Source organism: Chromobacterium sp. INPA-IVC (genome assembly GCF_059047085.1).
The window spans coordinates 535,894-558,799 of the sequence record NZ_JBTNLS010000002.1; the positions used below are offsets into that span (position 1 = coordinate 535,894).

At 65.7% G+C, this 22,906-nt stretch carries 26 protein-coding genes, 1 rRNA gene, 1 other RNA gene and 1 riboswitch; of the genes, 4 read left to right on the plus strand and 24 right to left on the minus strand.

Annotation, left to right across the window (positions count from 1 at the left end):
• Positions 1-95: 95 nt before the first annotated feature.
• From ACX17K_RS05305 to ACX17K_RS05320, 4 genes are all read right to left on the minus strand, one after another.
• Positions 96-482: a hypothetical protein gene (locus ACX17K_RS05305; protein WP_493773975.1), complete on the minus strand. Its 387-nt coding sequence runs from the start codon at positions 480-482 to the stop codon at positions 96-98.
• A gap of 70 nt (positions 483-552) precedes the next feature.
• Entirely contained in the window at positions 553-1,362 is an 810-nt protein-coding gene (locus tag ACX17K_RS05310) for a sulfite exporter TauE/SafE family protein (protein ID WP_493773976.1), read from the minus strand.
• A gap of 30 nt (positions 1,363-1,392) precedes the next feature.
• Complete coding sequence (locus ACX17K_RS05315; RefSeq protein ID WP_493773977.1) at positions 1,393-2,565, minus strand: acyltransferase family protein; 1,173 nt, start codon at positions 2,563-2,565, stop codon at positions 1,393-1,395.
• Between the two features lie 58 nt (positions 2,566-2,623).
• Positions 2,624-3,097: an EVE domain-containing protein gene (locus ACX17K_RS05320; protein WP_493773978.1), complete on the minus strand. Its 474-nt coding sequence runs from the start codon at positions 3,095-3,097 to the stop codon at positions 2,624-2,626.
• A gap of 122 nt (positions 3,098-3,219) precedes the next feature.
• On the opposite strand from ACX17K_RS05320, the gene ACX17K_RS05325 reads away from it, so the two are divergent.
• A complete protein-coding gene (locus tag ACX17K_RS05325) occupies positions 3,220-3,384 on the plus strand; it encodes a hypothetical protein (protein ID WP_493773979.1) in 165 nt (54 codons plus the stop codon).
• Between the two features lie 262 nt (positions 3,385-3,646).
• Here the strand turns inward: ACX17K_RS05325 and ACX17K_RS05330 are convergent, their stop codons facing one another.
• From ACX17K_RS05330 to ACX17K_RS05365, 8 genes are all read right to left on the minus strand, one after another.
• The gene (locus tag ACX17K_RS05330; protein WP_493773980.1) at positions 3,647-3,973 is read right to left on the minus strand and encodes a DUF1294 domain-containing protein; all 327 of its coding nucleotides are present in this window, start codon (positions 3,971-3,973) and stop codon (positions 3,647-3,649) included.
• Entirely contained in the window at positions 3,970-4,581 is a 612-nt protein-coding gene (locus ACX17K_RS05335; protein ID WP_493773981.1) for a 5-formyltetrahydrofolate cyclo-ligase, read from the minus strand. The genes ACX17K_RS05330 and ACX17K_RS05335 overlap by 4 nt, the downstream gene beginning before the upstream one ends.
• Positions 4,582-4,590: 9 nt before the next feature.
• Positions 4,591-4,774: non-coding RNA, 6S RNA (ssrS, locus tag ACX17K_RS05340), on the minus strand.
• A gap of 32 nt (positions 4,775-4,806) precedes the next feature.
• A complete protein-coding gene (locus tag ACX17K_RS05345; RefSeq protein ID WP_046158412.1) occupies positions 4,807-5,118 on the minus strand; it encodes a cell division protein ZapA in 312 nt (103 codons plus the stop codon).
• Positions 5,115-5,324, minus strand: a complete 210-nt coding sequence (locus tag ACX17K_RS05350; protein WP_011134052.1) for a hypothetical protein — start codon at positions 5,322-5,324, stop codon at positions 5,115-5,117. The genes ACX17K_RS05345 and ACX17K_RS05350 overlap by 4 nt, the downstream gene beginning before the upstream one ends.
• Positions 5,325-5,345: 21 nt before the next feature.
• The gene (locus ACX17K_RS05355; RefSeq protein WP_493773982.1) at positions 5,346-6,221 is read right to left on the minus strand and encodes a cobalamin-binding protein; all 876 of its coding nucleotides are present in this window, start codon (positions 6,219-6,221) and stop codon (positions 5,346-5,348) included.
• Positions 6,218-6,745 (minus strand): bifunctional adenosylcobinamide kinase/adenosylcobinamide-phosphate guanylyltransferase, encoded by a 528-nt coding sequence (gene cobU / locus ACX17K_RS05360; RefSeq protein ID WP_493773983.1) that lies wholly within the window; start codon positions 6,743-6,745, stop codon positions 6,218-6,220. The genes ACX17K_RS05355 and cobU overlap by 4 nt, the downstream gene beginning before the upstream one ends.
• Before the next feature lie 10 nt (positions 6,746-6,755).
• On the minus strand, positions 6,756-8,582 hold the full coding sequence (locus tag ACX17K_RS05365; RefSeq protein WP_493773984.1) for a TonB-dependent receptor domain-containing protein: 1,827 nt from the start codon (positions 8,580-8,582) through the stop codon (positions 6,756-6,758).
• A 126-nt stretch (positions 8,583-8,708) separates the two neighbouring features.
• A riboswitch (cobalamin riboswitch) is annotated at positions 8,709-8,916 on the minus strand.
• 121 nt (positions 8,917-9,037) lie between these two features.
• Here ACX17K_RS05365 and cobT point away from each other — a divergent pair.
• The 3 genes from cobT to cobS are packed head-to-tail and all read left to right on the plus strand — an operon-like array spanning position 9,038 to position 11,390.
• Positions 9,038-10,072 carry a nicotinate-nucleotide--dimethylbenzimidazole phosphoribosyltransferase gene (gene cobT, locus ACX17K_RS05370; protein WP_493773985.1) on the plus strand — a complete coding sequence of 345 codons (1,035 nt, stop codon included), beginning with the start codon at positions 9,038-9,040 and terminating at the stop codon, positions 10,070-10,072.
• Positions 10,069-10,671, plus strand: a complete 603-nt coding sequence (locus ACX17K_RS05375; protein WP_493773986.1) for a histidine phosphatase family protein — start codon at positions 10,069-10,071, stop codon at positions 10,669-10,671. The genes cobT and ACX17K_RS05375 overlap by 4 nt, the downstream gene beginning before the upstream one ends.
• Positions 10,659-11,390, plus strand: coding sequence for an adenosylcobinamide-GDP ribazoletransferase (cobS, locus tag ACX17K_RS05380; protein WP_493773987.1), 732 nt, complete (start codon positions 10,659-10,661; stop codon positions 11,388-11,390). The genes ACX17K_RS05375 and cobS overlap by 13 nt, the downstream gene beginning before the upstream one ends.
• Positions 11,391-11,725: 335 nt before the next feature.
• On the opposite strand, the gene ACX17K_RS05385 is transcribed toward cobS, so the two are convergent.
• The 12 genes from ACX17K_RS05385 to rrf all read right to left on the minus strand — a co-directional run bounded on the left by ACX17K_RS05385 (position 11,726) and on the right by rrf (position 22,900).
• Positions 11,726-12,544, minus strand: coding sequence for a YoaK family protein (locus ACX17K_RS05385; RefSeq protein ID WP_493773988.1), 819 nt, complete (start codon positions 12,542-12,544; stop codon positions 11,726-11,728).
• 107 nt (positions 12,545-12,651) lie between these two features.
• Complete coding sequence (locus ACX17K_RS05390; protein WP_493773989.1) at positions 12,652-13,488, minus strand: SPOR domain-containing protein; 837 nt, start codon at positions 13,486-13,488, stop codon at positions 12,652-12,654.
• Positions 13,488-14,201, minus strand: a complete 714-nt coding sequence (locus ACX17K_RS05395) for a type III pantothenate kinase (RefSeq protein WP_493773990.1) — start codon at positions 14,199-14,201, stop codon at positions 13,488-13,490. The genes ACX17K_RS05390 and ACX17K_RS05395 overlap by 1 nt, the downstream gene beginning before the upstream one ends.
• Entirely contained in the window at positions 14,198-15,163 is a 966-nt protein-coding gene (locus ACX17K_RS05400) for a biotin--[acetyl-CoA-carboxylase] ligase (RefSeq protein ID WP_343480459.1), read from the minus strand. The genes ACX17K_RS05395 and ACX17K_RS05400 overlap by 4 nt, the downstream gene beginning before the upstream one ends.
• Positions 15,160-15,660: a D-glycero-beta-D-manno-heptose 1-phosphate adenylyltransferase gene (gene rfaE2, locus ACX17K_RS05405; RefSeq protein ID WP_343480461.1), complete on the minus strand. Its 501-nt coding sequence runs from the start codon at positions 15,658-15,660 to the stop codon at positions 15,160-15,162. Before rfaE2 ends, ACX17K_RS05400 begins: the two co-directional genes overlap by 4 nt.
• A 118-nt stretch (positions 15,661-15,778) precedes the next feature.
• Positions 15,779-16,336, minus strand: coding sequence for a GspH/FimT family protein (locus ACX17K_RS05410; protein WP_493773991.1), 558 nt, complete (start codon positions 16,334-16,336; stop codon positions 15,779-15,781).
• A 10-nt stretch (positions 16,337-16,346) separates the two neighbouring features.
• Positions 16,347-16,754, minus strand: a complete 408-nt coding sequence (locus ACX17K_RS05415; protein ID WP_493773992.1) for a type IV pilin protein — start codon at positions 16,752-16,754, stop codon at positions 16,347-16,349.
• Positions 16,755-16,780: 26 nt separating this feature from the next.
• On the minus strand, positions 16,781-20,431 hold the full coding sequence (locus ACX17K_RS05420) for a pilus assembly protein (RefSeq protein WP_493773993.1): 3,651 nt from the start codon (positions 20,429-20,431) through the stop codon (positions 16,781-16,783).
• A gap of 25 nt (positions 20,432-20,456) precedes the next feature.
• Entirely contained in the window at positions 20,457-21,008 is a 552-nt protein-coding gene (locus ACX17K_RS05425) for a pilus assembly PilX family protein (protein ID WP_493773994.1), read from the minus strand.
• Positions 21,005-22,069, minus strand: a complete 1,065-nt coding sequence (locus tag ACX17K_RS05430; protein WP_493773995.1) for a PilW family protein — start codon at positions 22,067-22,069, stop codon at positions 21,005-21,007. Before ACX17K_RS05430 ends, ACX17K_RS05425 begins: the two co-directional genes overlap by 4 nt.
• Positions 22,066-22,647 (minus strand): type IV pilus modification protein PilV, encoded by a 582-nt coding sequence (gene pilV / locus ACX17K_RS05435; RefSeq protein ID WP_493773996.1) that lies wholly within the window; start codon positions 22,645-22,647, stop codon positions 22,066-22,068. Before pilV ends, ACX17K_RS05430 begins: the two co-directional genes overlap by 4 nt.
• A 138-nt stretch (positions 22,648-22,785) precedes the next feature.
• Positions 22,786-22,900, minus strand: a 5S ribosomal RNA gene (rrf, locus tag ACX17K_RS05440).
• Positions 22,901-22,906: the final 6 nt, after the last annotated feature.

A 22,906-nucleotide genomic window follows, 5' to 3' on the forward strand; every position in this document is an offset into this window, starting at 1 on the left:
TCCGGTCAGCCCGTCCGCAAAATGATTGCCCCATTATAACGGCGTCTTCGCGTCGGCGATAAGACCCAAAAAACAAATGCTTGGCGCGCGCCGCCTCAAGGGCAGGGCTTGAGCCCCCAGCCCTTGCGCCCGCGCCAGCAGGAGAAGTCTTCCTTCACCGCGCGCAGCGTCCAGACATTCTCCTCGCGGCTGAGCTCGAAGCGTTGGCGCACGCCTTTGACGCTGTCGTCCATCAGCCCTTCGCGGATCAGCGTGATGCCGGCCCGGTCGAACGCCTCCGGCTGGCTGGTCTGGATCGCCTTCAGCGTGGCGTACTCGAAACGGCCATCCTCGCCCAGGCGGTTCTTGGCGAAACGCAGCGCCACCTCCAGCGGCAGCTCGCCCGACTGGCCGGCGAAGGGCAGCCTGGCCTCGTCGCTGTAGGCGAAAGCCGCCGGCGCCGCCGCCAGCATCCCCGCCACGCACACAATCGCGCTTCTCAACACGCGTCGTCCTTTCACTGTCGGTCAAACCGGTTCGACCACAGGCAAGCCGACAAGGTTGCAGAAGACCTCAGCCGCGCAGCAGGCTGTACAGCATCTCGCTGGCCATCGCCGCCATCAGCACCGCGAAGGCTTTTTTCAATTTCGGCACCGGCAGCCGGTGCGCGGCCTTGGCGCCGACCGGGGCCAGCAGCACCGTCATCAGCATCAGCGCCAGCATCGCCGGCAAGTAGACGAAACCCATGGCCCCAGGCGGCAATCCCGCCGCGCCCCAGCCGCTGTACAGATAGCCGACCGCGCCGGACACGGCGATCGGCCAGCCCAGCGCGGCGCTGGTGGCGATGGCGGTGTGCACTGGCACATTGCACCAGCTCATGAAGGGCACGCTCATCGAGCCGCCACCGATGCCCACCCAGCTGGAAATCATGCCGATAACGCTGCCGGCGGCCCCCTGCCCGGCCCAGCCCGGCATCCCCCGGCCGCCCTTGGGCTGGCGTCCGATCAGCATCTGCAACGCCACCGCGTAGGCGTAGACGACGAAGAACCAGCGCAGAGCCAGGCCGGAAATCCAGCCGGCGATCAGACTGCCCAGCAGCGTGCCCGCCACCATCGCCGGCGCCATGCCGCGCACGATGCGCCAGTCCACCGCGCCCTTCTTGTGATGCGCGCGCACGCTGGACAGGCTGGTGAACACCATCACCGCCAGCGAGGTGCCCACCGCCAGGTGCTGCGCGTGCTCGCCGCCCAGACGCGTGGCCGACAACACCGCCAGCACCACCGGCACGATGATCAGGCCGCCGCCCACCCCCAGCAAGCCGGCCAGAAAACCGGCCACCGCTCCGCAAGCCAGCAACGCGGCCCAAAGCTCAATCGACAACATGCCCGCCCCTTTTACCGATATCGGCTTCCATCATGCCAAAGAATCCCCTCGCTTCGCGCTTAAGCGCGCGCCATCCTCGCCGCGGCGGCCGAGCCAACGCCGGCGGATCGCCCGGTTGCATGGTTCCGACCAATAGCGGGCTGCCAGATGCGCCAACAACGCCGACGCCGCCACAAACGCGCACAACAGCGGCAGGCGCTCCCAATAACCGACGCTTCCCTTAGGCAGCAGATTGCGCAAGCCGGCCAGCACCACGATATGCAGCAAGTACAACTCATAACTGTGCCGTCCCAGCCAGCGCAGAGGACGCGTCGCCCGCTCGCGCCAGCCGTACAGCGCCGGCGCGCGCGCCGCGCCCAGCAGGAACATCGCGCTGGCCAGCGCCACCCAGCTGAAGCCGAACACCTGGTTGCCGGCGATGCCCCGCAGATACACCCCGCCCAGCGCCAGCAAACCCGCCCAGCGCAGCAGCCGGGCCTGGCCATCGGCCAGCCGGACTCGATGGGCGGCCAAGGCGGCCAGACAACCGATGGCGATGGCGTCGAAGCAGGCCAGATTGCCGTACAAGTAGTCGATTTCATTGTCGAGATGCTCCGCCCGGTAAACCGGCCCGGCGACGATCAGCAGCAGGCAGACCGCCGCCAGCAGCCAGGTCCGCCTCAGCGCGAGGCACAGCAGCGGCAGCGCCAGGTAGAACACCTCCTCCACCGACAGCGACCAATAGACGTTCAGGCAATAGTTGAAATAGCCCACCGACTGCATCAGCAGGTTGTGCCAGAAAGTCAGCACCGAGCCGGCCGCCACCCAAAAGTACGAAGCCGGCAAATGGTGGCCGCCGTCGGTATTACTGAAATGGGGCAGGCCCAAGCTGCCCAGCGCGACGATGAGCGCCAGCGTCGGCAGCAGCAGGGGCATGATGCGGGCGAAGCGCTGCACGTAGAAAGCGCGGATATCGATGGCCGGCAGGTTGCCCCAGCGCCGCAAAGACTGCGACACGATCAGGAAGCCGGAGACGACGAAGAACATCGTCACGCCGTAATTGCCATTGCGCGCCAGCGCGCCCAGCAAGGGCGCCGACAGCAGGCTGCCCAGAAGGCTGTCCTTGATGCCGTAGGCCAGCATGAAATGCAGCAGCAGCACGCAACCGATGGCGATGCCGCGCAGGCAGTCTATGCGCGGATTGCGCGGTTCGATGGAAGACATGGCGCATCCCGGAATGGAAACGCCAAAATATTACACAGGAATATCCGCGCGCCAAGCATCAACGCGGCAGGCCCACGCCCAGCAAGTCCATCAGATACGCCCACTCCTCGGCCGTCACCGGCGTGATCGACAGGCGATTGCCGCGCTTGAGCACCGTCATGCCCTCCAGCAGCGGATGCTGGCGCAATTCGGCCGGCTGCACCAGCCGGGTCTTCTCGACAAAACGCACGTCCACGCACTGCCAGCGCGGATTGGCGGGGTCGGACTTGGGATCGTGGTAAGGGCTGGCGGGATCGAACTGGCTGGAATCCGCATGCGCGGCGGCCGCCACTTCGGCGATGCCGGCTATGCCGGGCTCCGGGCAGGATGAATGCCAGAACAGCAGCAGATCGCCGGGCCTCATGTCGTCGCGCATGAAATTGCGCGCCTGGTAATTGCGCACACCGGTCCATTCGAACAGCCGCGCGGGTTCGGCGGCCAGGTGGTCTATCGAGGTTTCGTCCGGTTCGGACTTCATCAGCCAGTAGCGCATGGGCAATATCTGTTAATCGCTGAGTGGATAGGGAAAGACTTGCTCAATCTTACTGGAAAGATTGCTTCGTATGCTGGCGGTAACGGGACAGGCATGCTGTCCGTCATCGCAGGAGCGCGAAAATGAAACAATGGATTCTGGCCGCCGTGGCCATCAGCAGCCTGGCCGGCTGCGTAGTGGAGCCGCCGCGCGTCGCGGTGGCGCCGATGGTGGTGCGCCCCGCCGTGGTGGTGCCGGTCGCGCCGGTGTATTACTACGGCTACGGCCCGCGCTACGGTTGGCGCTAAGAACCTGTTCAAAGTCTGCTGCGCTTCGGCGATACGGCGTTGAAAACAAGCTCAAAATGCTCATATACCACTTGTACATTCCGCTTTTTCGCTTGTTTTCGCCTTGTCTCGCTCTTGCTCGCGAGACTTTGAACAGGTTCTAAGAGTGGCTGACAAACTCCTGACGCTGCGTTGCGCCGACTTGCCGCACTCAAGCGCTGCCTGCGTCGACGCGCCCGGCCTCGGGCGTGAAACTGATTTTTGTTAGCCGCCCCAAGCCTGCTCAGCGGCTTTTGATCCACAGCCAGCCCAGCGGCAAAGCCGCATTGGCCAACGCGCCGAGCCAGTACAGCGCCAGGAAGGGCTGCTTGCGGGTCTTGTGGCGGAAAGCGCGCTGCGCCAGCCAGGCGGCGGGCCAGCCGCCGGCCAGATGCAGCCATTGCAGCCTGGCTTCAGGAATGCGCCATTGGCCGCGCAGCGCCGCGCGCTTGTCCAGCCAATAGGCCAGCAGCGTGGGCGCGGTCATCAGCGCGTAAGGCAGCCACCACCACCAGGCCAGCCGGCCCAGCAGGCAGGCGGCGAGCAGAGGCACCAACAGCAACAGGATCATGCGCCCGCCTCCCGCAGCGGCAAGCGGCGCAAGCCGGACTCGGTCAGCAGACAGTCCAGCCTCACGTCCCATGCCTCTCGCGGCACCGCGTCCACCAGCTGGCAGTCGAAAGCCACGCCCACCAGCAGCGGCTTGCCGCTCAAGGCGTGCCGGCGGCGGAAGGCCAGCGTGCTGTCGTAGAAGCCGCCGCCCTGTCCCATCCGGTAGCCGTCCCGGTCCACGCCCAGCAAGGGCACGAACACCACGTCCAGCCGTTCGGCGCGCAGCCGCGCGCCGGCGTACTCCAGGATGCGGTAACGGGGATGCAGATACCAGCGGTCGGCGGCGCCCAGCCGGGTGAACCACAGCCGGCGGCCCCGCCGCGGAATCTGCGGCAGATAGACCTCCGCGCCGCGCCATAGCGCCGCGTTCATCACTTCGGCCAGGTCAAGCTCGGAGCCGGCGGCGAGATAGCCGCCGACGCGCTTGCCTCGCCCCAATAGACGAGAAGCGTGGCGGGCGATCGCGCGCGCGGCTTCGGCGCGGCAAGCCGGCGGCAGCGCGATGCGGGCGCGGCGAAGCTGGCGCCTGAGCGTCGTCTTGTCGATTGCGGGGGAAGATGCGGTCATCAAGGAGGGGGAACCCCCGCGAGTGTCGTTCGGGCTAAATTCGCTTGTACCCTGTTTCCAGGAGGGGCCGCCTGCCAAACATTTCGGGCGCGTTCATCAAGGAACGCGGCACGCCCATGTCTCACGCTGGCAGCCAAAAGCGAACGCATTGGTACAAAGGAATTGTGCGCCGTCACGAACACCGCAGGGGATAAACTGACCTTTGGTGCGCCAGCGCCGCTCGGCTTAAAACAGCGGCTGCTGGCTTTGGCTCAGCGCCTGATCGGCTGCTTCGCTCATGCCACGTATTTTACGCTGAAACGCCTCAATCTCCAAGCCTTCGCCCACTTTTGTCTTCAAGAGGTCGTGCGCGATGTTCAGCGCGGCCATGATGGCGATCTTGTCGGCGTCCATCACCTTGCCATGCTGCTGGATGGTGGAGATTTTGCCTTCCAGCAGGCGAACCGCTTCCAGCAGCGTTTCCTGCTCGTCCTGCGGCGTGCCGATGGTGAAATGCCTGCCCAGCAGCTCGATGTCGACCTGAACCACGTCGCTCATTGCTCGTTCTCCGGCGCGGCGGGCAGGCGCGCCACCAGGGCCGCCACCCGACTGCGGGTTTCGTTGACGCGGAAGTTCAGCTCGGCGTTCTCCTTCAGCGCTTCGGACAGCGCCTCGGCGAACCGGCCGTTCTGGACTTCCAGTTCCCGGATGCGGGCGATCAGCGCCGCGACGCGGGATTCGAGGTATTCCAGTTCATTGTCCATGGCGGCGAGGATAACGGGCGGCTACTTGGGCGTCAAACCCAGCCGCTGCCGCGCTGTGTCCAGCCGGGCACACAGCTGGTCCGCGCCGTCCACCAGCCTCGGCCCGGGGATGGTGATGGCGTCGCCGGGCAGGGCCAGCAGCGCGCCGTTCGCCACCGCCGGCAATGCCTGCCAGCGCTTCCACATCGCCAGCGTGGCGTCGTCTCCGGCCACGATGGCCTGCGGCTGCGCCGCCACCACGGCGGCGGTCGACACCTGCGGCGCCGGCAAGGGCAGGTCGGCGAACACGTTCACGCCGCCGCAGACGCGGATCAGCGCGTCGATATAGCTCTTGCCGCTGACGGTGAAGATGGGCGTCTGGCTCAGCTGGTAGAACACCCTCACCGGCGCGCGGCCGCCGTAGCGCTGCCGCAGCGCCGCCAGCCGCTGGCGATAGGCCGCGGCCGCCGTAGCCGCAGCGGCGTCGGTGCCGGCCAGTTTGCCCAGCTTGACGATTTCCTGCGCCACATCGTCCGGCTGCAGCGGATGGCTGATGAACACCGGCACGCCCATGCGCCGCAGCCGCTCCAACTCGCGCGGCGTGCCGCCGTCCTGCCAGGCCACCACCAGATCGGGCTTCTGCCGCAGCACCGCCTCCAGGCTGAAGCCGGTGAAGCCGCCGACGCGCGGCAGCTTTTTCGCCGCTTCCGGGTGGTCGCTGTAATCGACAGTGGCCACCACCTTGCCGCCGGCGCCGGCGGCGAACAGCAGCTCGGTGGCGTGCGGCACCAGGCTGACGATGCGCGCCGCCGGCCGCTCCAGCGCCACGGACTTGCCGGCTCCGTCCTCGACCTGGATTGCCGCTCCGGCGCGCGCCGCGCCCAGTAGCAGGCACAAGCCAAACAGCGCCCGCCTCATGCCGCCTCCCCCTTCAACGCCAGCGGCAGGCCGCAGACCACCAGCGTCACCCGGCCGCAATGCGACGCCGCCAGCTGGTTGAGCCGGCCCAATTCGTCGACGAAGCGGCGGGTTTCGGCATCGCCCGCCACCACGCCCCAGCCGACCTCGTTGCTGACCAGCAGCACCTCGCCGCTCACCCTGTCCAAAACCGCCAGCAGCGCGTCGCGCTCGGCCGCGTACTCGGCCTCATCGAAACCGGCCTCGCCGAAGAAACGCATCAGCCACATGCCCAGGCAGTCGATCAGCAGCAAGCCGCCCGGCGCGTCGTGGGCGGCGATGATGGCCGCCAAGCCGCGGCCGGCCTCGGCCACGCGCCAGTGCGCCGGCCGCTGCGCGCGGTGAAGCGCCACCCGGCGCGCGAACTCGGCGTCGCGCACCTCGGCGGTGGCGAGATAGCACACCGGTCCGCCATGACGGCGGGCCAGGTCTTCGGCATGACGGCTCTTGCCGCTGCGGGCGCCGCCGGTGATCAGATGGGCCATGGATTGTCCCTTATTGGCTGTAACGCACGCCGATGAAGGCGCCCAGACCGCCGGTGTTGTAGCCATAAGCGGTTTCGTATTCGCGGTCGAACAGGTTGTCGACGCGGGCTGTCGCGGTCCAGCTCTTGGCGAAGCGGTAGTTGGCAAAGGCATTAGTGATACCGTAACCATGCAACGACGTATTGGAAGAATCAGTCCGTCGAGAAGCGATCTGCTGCTCGGCGCCGAAAGTCCACAAGCCCCATTCCTTACTGGCATTGAAATTGGCGCTTTGGCGCGGACGACGCAACAGCCAATTGCCAGTCGCCTGATCGCGGGCATCCATCAATGTGATGTTCATCCCCCAATTGGTATCCAGCCAAACCGTAGACGCCTCGATGGTCATCCCTTTAATCGTTGCCTTGTTCAAATTGCTCGGGCTCCAATCGTTGGAGAACAGCGGTGACGGCGCCCAGACAATCATCTTGTCGATGTCGTTGCGGAACAAGGTCGCACTGAACATGCTTTGATTCTTGCGGTACTGCAGTGCCAGTTCGGCGTTGCGCGAGCTTTCGGGCTGTAAAGCGGGATTGCCGCTGAATGGCGCATACAAGTCATTGAACGACGGGGCCTTGTAAGCGGTGCCATAGCCAGCCCTCGCCAGCCAGCCATCGGCGAATCGATAGCCGTAATCGAGTTTGCCGGTGGTCTTGCCGCCGAACTGATCATCATGGTCGCGCCTCACGCTTGCCTGCAGCAAATGCTTGCCCAGATCCAGCTGGTAGGTCAGGAACGCGGCATGGGTATTGCGCGTACTCTTGGCGAACACGCTGTCGCTGTCGATTTTCTGATCTCCATGCGTCGCGCCCAGCGTGAATTTGCCGAAATCGGTCGACAGATCGTTCTGCCACAACCATTCGTTCTGCGTAGTTTGATACAGGCTGTTGCGCTGCCCGTTTGCCGCATCGCTGAAGACTTCCTGCTTATCCTGGCTGTGGCTGAACCGCAGCGTGCTGGTCCAGATATCGGAGAACTGGTTTTTCGATTCGATGCTCTGGCCGGTCAACCGAGTCCGGATCCAATCCTGGCCAACCGGGTTCTGGTCAATATCCGCTTTGGCAAAGCTCTGGAACAAGCGCAGCGTCAGATCATGGCCGCGGGCCAGCGTCTGGGTCACGCTCGCGCTGTAGCTATCGGTACCGTAGCCATCCCGATCCGGGTTGTAGCTCGCACTCTTCGGATTGGTCGCGGAAAAACCGTCGGACTGCTCATGTCCCAGTTGCAAGCTATAAGCCGTATTGTCGACCTTGCCGCTGACGCCGGCGCTCAGCTTGCCGGTGCCGCGGCTGCCGACCTCCAGTCCGGCGTTGAAGCGCGGCTCGCCCTCGCCCTTGCGGGTGAAGATCTGGATCACACCGCCGATGGCGTCGGCGCCATACAGGCTGGAGGCCGGGCCACGCAGGATTTCGATGCGTTCAATCTGTTCCAACGGGATGTTCTGAATAGCTGTAGTGCCCAATGTCGCCGATGAAATGCGAATACCGTCCACCAGCACTACCGTATGATTGGAATTAGTTCCGCGCATGAAAATGCTGCTAGTCGTTCCCGGACCGCCGTTGCTGGCGATGGTCACAGCGGCTTGGCGCGACAACACCTGCTGCAGCGTCTGCGCGCCGCTTTCCTCGATTTCATCTCGGGTGATCACGGTGGCGTCAGCCAGCGTTTTGGACAGCGGCTGCGCGATGCGGCTCGCCGTCACGATCACCGGATCGCCGGCGAACTGGGGGACGCCGTCGGCCAGGGCCAGGCTGGAACAGGCCAGCGCCGTCAGCGCGGCGCAGATTTGAAGCTTGAACATGAAAACACACTCACGATAAGGTCAACGTTGAGTGCGAAGAGGACAACAGCAGCAAAGGACGGCACGGCAGAACCGAAACGCCTGTCGAATCGCCTCCCCGCGATACTCCAGTGGTCCACCGGCTTCCGGCCAGTGGCAGCGCAGGCCGGTCTCCGGGCTGGGCCTTGCCGGCGGCGCGCCTTCCCGTCCCGAGGACAGTGGTCTTTGCGCCGCCTGGGCGCATGCGCGCCAGGCCTTACCGTTGCGGGGGCAGCGCCGGTTTCTCACCGGCTTCCCGTTTCATCCCGGCGCGCAAGACCGCGCGCCTCGGGACACCTGCTGATCGGCGGATTATAACCCGCCGGACTTTTGGCGGCACCGGCCAAGCAGTAATATGCTTAGAGTCCAGCCGACGCCGCGCGCCGGTTCCCATTCATCATCCGGACCCACGTCCGCTCCCGCAGCAGGCCCATACCATGAACAGCAGCAAACCCCTGGATCTTTCCGCCCGCAACGCCGCCCGCGCCCGTCAGGCCATCCTGACCAAGCCGCCCGGCAGCCTGGGACAGCTAGAGGAACTGGCCTGCCGCTTCGCCGCCTGGCAGGGCCGCGCCCAGCCGGAAGATCTGCGGCCGGCTATCACCGTGTTCGCCGCCGACCACGGCGTCACGGCGGAGGGCGTATCCGCCTTCCCCTCCGCGGTCACCACCGAGATGGTGCGCAACTTCGCCAACGGCGGCGCGGCCATCTGCGTGCTGGCGCGCGCGCTGGACGCGCGGCTGGAAGTGGTGGACGTGGGCGTGGCCGGCGATGTGGCCGCGCTGCCCATCGTCCACGCCAAGGTGAGACCCGGCAGCCAGAACCTGGCCAAACAGGCGGCGATGAGCGCCGATGAAACAGCTGCCGCGCTAGAGGCCGGCCGCGCCGCCGCCCGCCGCGCGGTGGAGGCCGGCGCCAATCTGCTGATCGCCGGCGACATGGGCATAGGCAACACCACCGCCTCGGCGGCGCTGATCTGCCGGCTGACCGGCGCGGCGCCGGAGCTGGTGGTGGGCCGCGGCACCGGCGTCGACGACGCCGGCCTGGCCAACAAGCACCGCGCGGTAAAGACCGCATTGGCCCGGGTAGCCTGGGAAAACCTCAGCGGCCTGGACACGCTGTCCGAGCTGGGCGGCCTGGAAATCGCCGCCATCGCCGGCTTTTACCTGGAAGGCGCGCGGCTGGGCGTGCCGTCGCTGGTGGACGGCTTCATCGCCAGCGCCGCCGCGCTGTGCGCCAAGACCATGGAGCCCTCGCTGCACGACTGGCTGCTGGCCAGCCACCGCTCGGCGGAATCCGGCCATGATCTGGCGCTGAAAGCCTTGCAACTGCCGCCGCTGGTGGACCTGGGCATGCGCCTGGGCGAAGGCTCCGGCGCCGCGGTATGCGTGCCGCTGCTGCAGCTGGCGGTGAAGCTGCACAACGGCATGGCCACCTTCGCAGAAGCCGGCGTCAGCGGCAAATCGGCATGAACCCTTACACGCTGACCCTGCTGCGCCACGGCGATATCGACCATGACGGCCGGCTGATCGGCCTGACCGACCTGCCGCTGACCGAACTGGGGCACCAGCAACTGGAACACAGCTGGAAACGCATCAGCAACCTGGCGCCGGTCACCTGCATCGCCACCTCGCCGCTGCAGCGTTGCCGCGAGTTCTCGGTCAAGCAGGCGCTGTCCGGCTCGCTGACGCTGAAGGTGGACCCGCGCTTCGCCGAGATGGATTTCGGCGGCTGGGACGGCCAGCCGGTGGCCGATCTGGAACAGGCCCACCCGGGCTGGGGCGACGCGCTGGCCGCCGGCCGGCTCAGCCCCCCCGGCGGCGAAACCTTCGAACAGTTCCGCACCCGGGTGCTGGCCGGCCTGGCCGACTGGATGACCGAAGCCCGCGGCAGCCACCGCTTGCTGGTGACCCACGGCGGCGTGATCACGGTACTGATGGCGGAGCTGTTGGGCACCGAGTTCGCGGTGGCCAAGCTGATGACGGTGCAACGCGGCGGCTTCGTCCAGCTGTCGATGCTGGAGGGCCACCCGGCCTACCTGCTGCGCCTGGAGTCCGCATGCGCGGACTAATCCTGGCAGTGCAGTTCCTGACCCGGCTGCCCACGCCGCAGCTTGCCGATTTCAAACCCGAGTGGCTGGCGGCCAGCGCGCGCTGGTTTCCCGCCGTCGGCGTCATCGTCGGCGCGCTGCTGCTGGCCGCCCTGCGGCTGGGCGGCCTGGTCGACCCCTGGCTGGCGGCGCTGCTGGCGCTGCTGGCCTGGGTGATGGTGACCGGCGGCCTGCATCTGGACGGCCTCGCCGACCTTTCCGACGCGCTGGGCGCGGCCCACCGCTCGCGCGAGCGTTTCTTCGAGGTGCTGAAAGACCCGCATCTGGGCAGCTTCGGCGTGCTGGCGCTGATCCTGGCCGTCGCCGCCAAGCTGGTGCTGCTGATGCTGGCCGCCCGTCACGGCGGCCCGGCCTGGGGCCTGCTGCTGGTCCCGGCCTGGGCGCGCGGCTTCGCCGTCGTCTGGTCGGCCACGCTGCCGGCCATCGCGCCGGGCAGCGGAGAGCGCTTCGCCTGGCAACGCGACTGGGCCGGCATGGGCCTGAATCTGGCCGCGCTGCTGGCGCTGTCGGCCTGGCTGGCCCCGGCGCTGCTGCTGGCCCCTCTGGCAGGCCTGGCCTGGTGGGCCTTCCTGAAGCGCCGCCTAGGAGGCATGACCGGCGACTGCCTGGGCGCGGGCGTGGAGCTTTGCGAGATCGCGATGCTGGGCTTGCTGCTGTGGCGGGTGCCGGGGTGGATTTGATGCCCTATCCGCAATCTGAGCGGCATCAGAATCGACAGGCAAACCTGATCTGAATCCGCTGCGCGGAGATAATTTACACGGCGGGGCTGCCCGCCAGGCAGGCCAAAGGGGATATGGGCGGTTACCGACCGGCCCTGCTCTCTCGCCCATCTTTTTTCACCTCGACAAAAATGCCGCCCGCTGGGACTCCAGCGCGACGGCATTTTCTTAAAACGGCCAACCGCTTACAGCATGCCCACCACCTTCTTGTTGCGCATCAGGCACAGCATGTCACAAGCGATGTGGACGGCGGCCAGCGTGGCGATCTCGCTCTGGTCGTAACGCCGGCCGCCGCCTCAGGACGCGGAACCTCCGCCTTGCGCGGCGGCCCGCGCGCGCCGCGACGCCCAGCGGCCGCGCCACCAGCGCCAGCGCAGCCTGACGTCGTACCAGGCGGGCCTGAGGCCCAGCAGGAACAGGAACAAGGCCAGCGGCAGCGTGAAGCCGAAGCCCAGATGCTTGAAACCCAACGCGCCCACCACGCCGCCGAGGAAGAAGGCCAGCAGGATCAGCGCGTAGACGCGGAATTTCTTGTGGTTGGAGCGCACCGCCGCCACCCGCGGATTGCGTTCGTGGTTGTAGTAGCTCATTTTGGCCAGCTCGATGCCGATGTCGGTGGCGATGCCGGTCATGTGGGTGCTGCGCAACAGGCCGCCGGACAGCTTGGTGACGATGGTGTTGTGCATGCCCATGATGAAGCACAGCAGCATTACCGTCGGCGGGGTGAACAGGCCCTTGTGCAGCGACAACCCGGCCCCCAGCAGGCCGAACACCAGCAACAGCAGCGCCTCCTCCATCATCGACACGCCGTAGCCGCCGCGCAGCCGCTGCCGCCGCGCCCACAGGATCAGCCAGGTGCTGTGCATCGCGCCGCCGATGAAGCTGCACAGCATCACCAGCAGCGACAATCCCACTCCGATCTCGCCGGTCGCCCAGGCATCGGCCATGCCGGACACAACCCCGGACACGTGCGAAGTGTAGCGGTGCACCGCCAGGAAGCCGCCGGCGTTGATCGCGCCGGCGATGAAGGCCATCGCCCAGCCGAGCTGGCGCAATATCCTGTCGTTGAAGCGGCCGCGGTCCAGCAGCCGGGTAATATGGATGTGTCGGGTCATGGAAAGCCTGGCAAGCAAAACGGCGGCCTGTCGCCGCCGTTGTCGATATTGCGCCGCAGCATGCCGCTTGGCAAGCCGCTGGATCAAGCTTTGGCCACGGCCTCCGCTCAGCAGCCCTTCAGCGCGATGCCGGGCGTCAGCCGCTTCTGCAACGCCTTCAGGCGCTCGGCCTGCGCCGCGTCCAGGTCCTTGAAGCTCAGCGCGGTGATCTTGGCCGGCTGATCCTTGGACTTGACCACCGCCTTATCGTAGCCGGCCGCCTTCAGCCGCGCCACCAGCGTCTTGGCCGCGTCCTCCTTGCCGAACAGGCCCAGCGACAGATTGCCCTTGAATTCGTCGTTGCTGACGATGTAGTTGTCGAAACCCTTGTCCCTCATCTCGGCCGACAGGGTCTTGGTCTCGGACTGGGTGGCCAGCGGCGGGTAATACACCCAGAAACGGCCGGAACCCTTGCTTTCTTCCTTGCTGTCTTCCTGCATCTGGCCGGATTTCAGCTTCAACTGCGGCACGCCGCCCTTTACCCGCGCCAGCAGGCTGTCGTTGAGGCCGCTCCAGCGATAGCAGGCCAAGGCCTCGGGCTGCTTGTCCTGGGTTTTCTTGTCTTGGGCCGCCTTTTCCTGCCCGGCCTTGTCTTGCGGCTTGTCGGCCGCCTTGGCCGCGGGCTTGGATGCTTCAGGCTTGGCTGCCGGCTTGGCCTGGGACTTGGCCGCGCTGGCCGCGGGCTTGGTCTCGTGCAGCGGCTGCGACGCGGGCGCCGAGGCGGCGGGCGCGCTGGCCTGCGCCTTGGACGCGGATCCGTCCGGCTTCCAGTTGGCGGGCAGCAGCTTCACCTGCCCGGGACTGACCTCCTGGGCGTGCACGTCCAGCGGCGGCCGTTGCTTCAACGAGCCGTACATCGCCACCACCAGATTCAGCACCACTACCAGCGCCACTAGCCACTTCATCACGTGTTCGCCACCTTGAGTAAACCCATCAACACCAGATTATCCACGATCTGCAACGGCGCCGCGAGCCAGGGCGCGATGCGGGCAGCGTCGCCGCCGGTGAGGATCACCGTGGCCGGCGCGCGGCCGGTGCGTTCAGCCAGCTTGCGCCGCTGCTCCTCGATGGCGCCGGTCAAGGCCGCCATCGCGCCGCTGGCCAACGCATCCTGCGTGCCCTGCGGAAAATCGGCGATCTCGCCAATGGTTCGGTTCAGATTGGCCGTGCCCTGGGCCAGGCTATGCAGCATCAGGCCATGCCCAGGCAGGATCAGTCCGCCCAGGTAATCGCCCTCGGCGGTCAACGCCTCCACCGTCAGCGCGGTGCCGGCGCAAGCGACGATGACGTCGCCGCGGCACAGCTCGCGCGCGGCCAGCACCGCCAGCCAGCGGTCTGCGCCCTGTTCGGCGGTGTTGCGATAATGGTTACACACATCGCCGAAACGGCGTTCCGCATGCACGCGGTGCAATGGGCAAGGCACGGCGGCGGCCAGCGCGTCGATCACCTCCCGGCGCGCCACTGACGACAGCCAGGCGCCCTCGAGCGGCAGGCCGCGCCAAGCCTCGGCCAGACTCGCCAGCTCGCCGTGCTCGGCCGCGCCCTGGCGTACGCAATCCTCGCCTTGGTACAAGGCCCACTTCACCCGGCTGTTGCCGGCGTCTATCAATAGTTTCATTGGCGCCCCCTGAGGCTGACCTCGCCGATGTGGAAGGCTCTTGCCCCCTGGGCCGTTTCCGTCAACAGCGCGCCGTTGTCGGCCACCCCGCAGGCGACGCCGTCGATCGGCTCGCCATGCGAGAAGCTCAGCCGCACCTGCGCCTGCCGATGGGCGCACAGGCTCCACCATTCGTCGCGCAGCGGCGCGAAGCCATCGCGGTCGAAATCGGCCAGCACCCGCTCCAGCTCGCCCAGCAAGGCGGCCAGCACCCGGTTGCGATCCGGCGCCACGCCAGCCTGCTCCAGCGCGGCCACCGGCTGGTCTACCTCGCCCGGATCGGCGACATTCAAGCCGATGCCGATCACCGCGGCCGCCGGACCCAGCGCGTCGCCGGACACCTCGATCAGGATGCCGGCCAGCTTGCGCCCATTCAGCAGCACATCGTTCGGCCATTTCAATTCCACCGGCGCGCCCAGCGTCCGCAGCGCGCGGGCCAGCGCGACGCCCACCGCCAGCGACAGGCCCGCCAGCTCAGCCAGGCCGCGCTCGAAACGCCACAGCAGCGAGAAGGTCAGGCCCGATCCCAGCCTGGCCTGCCAGCGCCGCCCCAGCCGGCCGCGGCCGGCGGTCTGCTGCTCGCAGGCCAGCACCAGGCCGTGCAGCCCGCCGTTGCCGGCGCGCGCCATCAGCTGGCTATTGGTGGAGTCGGTACGCTCGGCCACCGCCAGCGTGAACGTCTCGGCCGCGCCCGGCGGCAAACCCGCCCGAACCGCGGCCACGTCCAGCCAATTGAAAGGACGAGCCAGCCGGTAACCCTGTCCGCGCACGCTGAATACGTCCAGGCCCAGCTCGGACTCGATCGCATGCACCGCCTGCCACACCAGCGTGCGCGAGCAGCCCAGCGCCTGGGCGATGTCCTCGCCGGAGTGGAAGCGGCCGTCGGACAGGCGGCGCAGCACCGCGAACGCGTGCTCGCTCACGCCTTACCCTCGTTCGCGCGGATTTTTTCCAACGTCTTGGTGGTGGAGGTGTCGAACAAGAAAGGAATGGAGTGCACCTGGCCGCCGCGCGCCAGCGTTTCGCCGCTGCCGACGATCTTGTCCACGGTCCAGTCGCCGCCCTTGACCAGCACGTCGGGCTTGACCAGCTCGATCAGCTCGGCCGGGGTGTCGGCGTCGAACCAGGTGACCAGGCTGACGCTGTCCAGCGCCGCCAGCACCGCCGCGCGGTTCAGTTCATTGTTGATCGGGCGATCGTCGCCCTTGCCCTGCCGCTTCACCGAGGCGTCGGTGTTCAAGCCCAGCACCAGGCTGGCGCCCAGCGCGCGCGCCTGGGCCAGATAGGTGACGTGGCCGCGGTGCAGGATGTCGAAGCAGCCGTTGGTGAACACCAGCGGCCGCGGCAACGCGGCCAGACGCTCGGCCAGCTGTTCCGGCGGGCAGATTTTGTCTTCAAACGACGGCGACGGGTAAACCATGCTTTTCCTTGAGCGGACGCCGACGCGGCACATCATGCCGAGACCGCCGCGGCGCCATGAAACGGAACGGATCGCGAAGCATACCACCGTCGCCGACAGCTGCCCAACTCCGGCCGCCTCAGGGGCAGGTGAGCGCGACGCCCGCCAGCGTGACGCCGGCCCTGCTGGCCTGCTGGATATAGCCGGTGGTCTGCAGATTGAACGACAGCGCATAGCTGACGCCCCGGCTGTCGCAAAGGCGGAAGTCGCCGGTCTGGGCCGCGGCGACATAGGGCGGGCGCGGGTTGAAGCTGATGCTGGAGATGGCCGCGCCGCCCGATGTGGCGGCATTGATGGTAGGCGCGGAACCCACGGTCAACGGCTGGGCCTGCACCCGGGTGGAACTGGCGCTGCCCTGCGGCAGTTCGAAGATAGCCCAGCCGGCGTTCCAGCTGGCGCCGCAACTGGATGAGGAGCTCGCATTGTAAGGACAGATGGTCACCACATCGTCGTTGCTGATCGACAGCGCGCGCGCCTGGTTCATCGCGTTGATCAGTTGATCGCGCGTGCTGTTCAGCCTCTCGTTCTGGACGAATACCTGCCAGGCCGGCAGGGCCACGGTCACCATCAACACCGCCACCACAACCGTGACCATCATTTCCACCAGCGTGAAACCCTTCCCCGCCCGCGCTCTCATCGCCCGCGCCTCAATGCGGCCAGCAGGTGCTGGAAGAATCCGCGCCTTGCGCATTCAACGAACTTCGGATGCCGCCGTTGCCGACGCTGAAGCTGCTGCAGCTGGTATCGGCGGCCTGCAGGCTCGAGGCCACCGGGGCCGCCGTCAAGGTGTAGGCGCTGGCGCTGGTGGAGGAGGCGATCTGCACTTGGTAATAGCCGCTGGGAGAGGCCGCGGTCACCGCGCAGGCGGCGTTGTTGTAGGCGAAATACTGCGAATAGCACTGCTCCATTTGCGCCTGCGCGGTATTCAGCGCCTGCCAGGCATCGCTGCGCCTCGAGCGCTGCGCATAGCTGGTATACATCGGATAAGCGATGGTGCCGAGAATGGCGACGATCACCAGGGTGATCATCAATTCGACCAGCGTGAAGCCGCGCATGCCCCCTCCCCGCCCCATGGGCCCTGTTAAAGGATTTGCCACCATCCGCTCCAGGAATAGTATTGCTGCGATGGGCTGCTGCTGGTGCAGTTGAGCTTGCCGTTGGCGCAGTTGTTGCGGCTGTTGCCGTTGCCGCCGCCCACCAGGATGCTGGCGGAGTAACCGCCCTGATTGGAAACCACGAAGGCCGGCGAGGAGGCGAAGAAACTGCCCAGTTGCACGCCCGACAACGGTTGTTGATTGTAAACATCGCTGCCATTGACCACCCCATCGCCGTTGGCGTCCAGGAAAGGCTGGGCCGGGGGGCCGCCCGTCGCGTAGCTGGACGCCATCAGGAAGGAGCTGCCGCCCGCAGTGCAAGGCGACGACGACGGCGTGAACGTGGTGTACACCACATTGCCGGCGAAGAGCTGCGGATTGGTCAGCATCCGGGCGCCGCTGCCGGCGAAGCCCAGCGTGTAATACCAGCCGTACAGCGTCGGGCAGGTCTTGCCCACCACGCAGCTGAGCGGCGGATTGGGGCTCTGCCAGTTGTACTGGGTGGACGAGACCGTGGTGCTGGGGAAGCCGGACACGGAAGTCGTGATCGCGGTCTCGGTCTGTTGCAGCAGATTGGACGGCGTCAGGCCGGTGATGGTCATATTGTCGTAGACCGAGTAGAAGGCCTGGGTATTGGTATTGGTCAGATCGGCCTGGGCCAGCAATTGCCCGGTGCCGAAGTACACCATCATGCCCTTCTGCTTGGGGAAGTTGGGATTCAGCGTCGCCACCGGCGCCGCCGTGATCGGCTGGTGGTTGCCGCTGCTGTCGGTTGCAGTGAACAGCAGCCGCGCCGACCAGTTGGCCGGAGTGGAGCTGGACACGTTGATCGCCCACAGATTGCCCTGCAGATCGCCAGCGTAGACGGTATCCACCGCCGCGCCGGCATTGCCGCTGCTGTTGACCGCCACCACTTCGGACAAGCCCTGCGGCGCGCTGCTGTTGCAGGCCGCCGGCACCGAACTGCACAGGTCTATCTTGGCCAGCGTCGCGCCTGTCTGCGGATTGACCGCGTAGAAGATCGCGTGGTTGCCGCTGCTGGCGTAGCCATTGCCGAAGAATACCGCGAAGGCGTTGGTCGCGCCGTTCAGCCGGGCAATGGTCGGCCGGCCATAGGAGTAACCCATGCCGCTGTCGCTGAACTCCCACAAGGCGGCGCTCGCCAGCGCCGTTTCGGATGTCAGCGTAGAGGGCGAGGTGACATCGAGCGCGTAGATGGTCTTGCCTCCGCCACCCAAACCACCCACCAGCACCGAATGCCAGCTGCTGTCGGAGAACATCACGTCCCCCGCCTGGGGCGAGCCATCGACGAAATAGAGGTGATTGTTGTTGTATGAAGCGCTGGTCAGCTGGTACAGATTGGCGAACACGCCATTGGGCACGAAGGCGAAAGCCTCGTTGCCTGTGTTGGCGTTGAAAGCGTGCACCATGCCGTCATTGGCGCCGACGTAGAGCATCGGCGTGCGGCTGGCATTATTGCTGGTGAACGTCTGGTAGCTGGTATCGATATAGGGGCCGTTCGGCTTGGCGACATAGGCCGGCCCGCTATCTATGATGTCGCCCAGCAAATGGCTGCGGTTGCGGAATCCGCCACCATTGCGCACCTCCTGCGAGGTGTCGCCGCGCAGGTAGTTGACGCGAAGGCTGCCCTTGGTATCCGACGGCTGCAATTGCGACTGCTGCGTGCTGTTGATTCCCGTGACGCCGGTCGCCGGCCAGCGGAACGGCACGCCCTTGTTGTTCACCCCGTCCCAGGTGGCGATCAGCCTCGTGTTCTGCCACCCGCTGCCGCTGGCGAAGGTGTCCACCTGGGCCTGCGCGCTCCAACTGGCCGAGGTGCTGACGTTCAAGCCGCTGCTGCTGCCGAGCGTGTAGCCGGACAAATCGCCGGTCCAGTCGCTGTAAGGCGTGTCGCTGGGATTGAAGCTGGCCAGGAAAGCCTGGGTGTTGGTGCTGAGCGTGGTGCTGTTCAGCGCCACGGAGGCCTGGTCATAGCTGCCCTTCTGGATTTGCACCAGAATCGCGCTCAGCGCGTTGCTGAAGGCGGTCGGACTGACCGCGGGATAGTAGGAGCCGGTGTTGCCCGCCACCGCCATCGCGGTCAGCGTTTGCGCAGCCACCGGATTGGTAGCCGGCGCCACCCCCGCGCCCAGGCCTATCACATAGGTTTTGATGCCCGCGGTCGCCAGGGTCTGGATCTGGCTGATGGCGTCGAGCAGCGCCTGGCTATTGGTTCCGCTGGTATTCAGCGAGCCATCGGCATTGAAGCTGGCGGTCACGCCGTAGCCGGTGGCCGCGGCGCTGCCGACCGGGGGCCAGAAATTCCCGCTCTTGTCCTGGGTGGGCAGGCCGTCAGTAATCAGCACCACGTACTTCTGCGGCGTGCAGCCGCTGCTGGACGATGTGGTGGTGAAACTCGTCTGTGCCGTCTTCAGCAATGCGTAAATAGGCGACTGCCCCGCCGCCGACTTGATTTCCGTCGTGCTGGTGGAGTTGGTCTCCGGCTGCAAAAACGGCGAAAAACTATTGTAGGCACTGGTGATCTGGCTGGACGACGGACTGCCCAGATTGGTCATCGCCACATTGGTGGTCGCGCCGCTGTACGACTGCGAGCCGCCATAACCCCAGCCGCGTTGCACATACAGCACCTGGGGCGTGAATGGCACGTAGCCGGCGTTGGTTGGCGATGTGCTCCAGGAAGTAAAGCCGCCCGGAGCCATCAGACTGTAGCCAACCGATACGGAACCGCTCTTGTAGCTGCTCAGCGAATAATAGCTATAGGGATTGCTGGGACTGACCGTGCCATAAGTCATGAACACCGGATTCAGGCCGGTGGTATAGAGCACATCGTTGATGTTGGCGTCGTCGCTGGTCGCCGCCACCGTCATGTACTGGGCGCCGCTCATGACCAGCCCGCTGGTCCCCAAGCCCAGGCTCAGCGCGATGGCCGCGCAATTGCTCTTCACCGTCGAAAACAGGATGCCCAGCGACAAATAGCCGTAGCAGGGATTGAGGACCGTGTCGGTGGTGCTGGTGGCGGTCGGCGTATTGGTGAAGGCGAAGCCGCCCGGCGGCGACATGTAGTAAACCCAGGTCGTGTACAGCGAGGTGCGGCTGGTCTGGTAGGACAGCAGGGAGAAATCAGTGGTGGCCAGATAAGTATTCAAAATAGACAGTATCCCCGCCTTGGCCACATTGAGGCGTGATGGGCTATTGTCGGCAAGCTGCCCGGTGGACAAGGTAGAGGTATAGGGCTGCATGCTTCCGGCCGCGCCGCCGGAAATGGGCGGCGTGAAGTTGGCCGGCACCGGGTAGTTGATCGGCGAGGAAGAGCTGGTCAAACCGCCAACCGCGCCGGAGCCGGTCAACAAAGCCCCGCCGCGGCCGGTATAGGTGGTGGAAAAGCCATTGCTGCAGTTGGCGCCGCTATTGCCGGTCCCATTGCAATAGGTGATGGTGCTGCCGTCCATCGATTCCGAATTGGTCACCGCGATTACTACCTGCGGCCGCGCCGGCGTGCTGATGGTCAACGGCACCTGGGAGATCGCCAGGGTCGCGGTTGAACCCGCGCCGCGCACCCATAGCGTCGCCAGCGTCAACCCGACCAGCAGCGCGACGCTGCCGGCAATACGCGTCAAGGTTGTCCGGTTCGCCATATCCGCCTCACTGCGTGAAGATCGCCTGCACCACCACCGGGCTGGCGCCGCTGCTGGTCGCCACCCGGGCGGTGACCCGGTAATTGTTGCTGCCTGTCTGCAGGCCATAAATGCCGCGGTTGCCGCAACTGACGCCGGCGCGGCATGAAGCCGGCATGCTTTCCACCACGTAGCTGCTGACAACCCCCGAAACCGCCGGCGTGCCGGCATAGCCGCTTATCGTCTTGGTGCTATCGCTCCAGAATGAAGCGGTATAGAGATTCTGCTGCCAGACCGGCGTCGCGCTGGCATTGAACTGGTAATAACCATTGCTGCCGGAAACGGTGAAATTCTGACTGGCGAAGTTGCCCTGCAGCATGGAAGCGTAGGCTTGGCGCAGCGTGCCCTCCGCCAATTGCATATTGTTCTGATACAGGGCGTTGTTGCTGGCCATATGCAGCTGTCCCAGCGACTGGCTGCTGCCCGCCAGACCCAGAATCATGATCACCAGCATGAAAATCAGCGCGACGATCAGCACTACGCCCTTCTGCCTAGCCGGGCCGGCTCTCGAGATCGTCATAGTCCGGCATTCCTCAGGGACACAGTCATCGTATACACATGCCGCAAGCGGGTATCGCAAGGCACCACCACCGTATTGCCCAACACCGTCCAGCTAGTTTGATTCGCGCAGCCAGAGCGCGCTCCCGCCGGCGCCGATCCCAATGGGCCTTCCAGCAATGCAGCGATCCTCAGGCTGTTGACCTGCGTCCAATTGCCGACCTGGGAGGCGGGCAGGTACTGCGTGGTCACCCCCGGCGTGCTGCCGACGCCGTACCACACCTGCAGCATGTCCACTCCCGGCACCACTGGCGTCAGCTGCCAACTGGAAGCCGTGCCGTCATACACCGCCTGATACAGCGCGCTCTGCGCGCCGGTCGCTTGCGCGACGAAATAGGCGGTCTGCGACAAAGACACCGCCACCGAGCCTACCGGGAAATCCGCATCCAAAGCCTGCTTCAGATTGATCACGCTGCCGCCGCTGGCGCTGCTGACGCTATTGACTTGCAAAATCGTAGAGTGCCCGCAGTTGGACACCGCCAACAAATTGTTGGCCACCACCCCGGAAGCCGCCAGCGTGGTCAGCGCAGTGCTGCCGGCCGAGGCATAGGTATTGACCCACACCGGCGTCGTGCCGTTGGTTTGCCCTGAGAAAACCAGCACATCGCTGCCCTGCGCCACTTTCCCCTGCAAGCTGCTGTCCAGCGTCGGCGACCAGTCGGTCAATGTGCTGTCGTTGTTGCCGTTGAGCGCAGTCAGCGTCAACGTCGACGAAGCCAAGGTCGCGTCATAACCGACAACCGGCGAATTGAAATTGCTCAACAAGCCGTTTGCCGTCACCAGCGCATTGGACGTGGAGGTGCCGGAACAGCCAAAGAAGCCGGCCGAACGCGCCGTCTGCGAGATCACGCTGGACAGGGTCGCGCCGGCGTTCTGCAACATGCCCTGTCCGGTATTGGTGGAGTAGTCCTTGCGCCCCCCCACCATGATGCCGACCAGCGCGGTCAACAGCAGCAAACCGATGGTGATCGCCACCATCAGTTCAATCAGGGAGAATCCAGACTGCGCTCGCCAGGCTTTCACATGATGGTCCTCACCGTCACGGTCTGCTGACTGCCGCCGCTCACCGCGTTGCCGTCCGTCCACCAGATTTGCACCACGCGTTCGGTGCTGCCGCCGTTTGTCGGCTGATAAACGCTGCCGGTACCCCCAGGCAGATTGTTTTGCAGATCCGTCAGCCACTGATACTTGTCATAAGTGGCCATCGTCGCCGCGCTGCAGGCAGAAGTGGCGCAGTTGCTTTGCAAGGTGGAAGGCGCGGTGCCGGACGCCACATCGTAATTGCCCGCGCTGACTTGGGCAGAATTCGCCCGCATCCGGTCAACCATATCGTAGGCATATTGACTGGCCATCTGCCGCAAGTAGGCAGAGCCGCTGGCGCGCTCTGCATTCAGTATCACGGCGATAGCCGCCAGCACGCCCATCGCCAGCACCAGCAGCGCAATCAGCACCTCCAGCATGGTGAAGCCCGCTGCCGGCCGCATCGGTCCATCGCGCATTGCAATCCCCATTTGCCCAGCCGTCATTGCCAGAATAGCCCCGCGCAATGACAAATGGCAGCCGACACCGACAAAAGGATGGATAACGACGATGGACGGCATCCTCAAACGACTTGGACAAACCGCGATCTGGAAACGCCAAAGCCCCGCCGGGGTCCGGTCGGGGCTGGGGAGTCGCGCGCGGGGCACGCGCAAAGCAAAAACCCCAGCTCGTCTGAGCTGGGGTTCTGCGTATGGGGCGTCTGGCGGTGTCCTACTTTCACATGGCGAATGCCACACTATCATCGGCGCTAAGGCGTTTCACGGTCCTGTTCGGGATGGGAAGGCGTGGGACCACCTCGCTAAGGCCACCAGACATAAA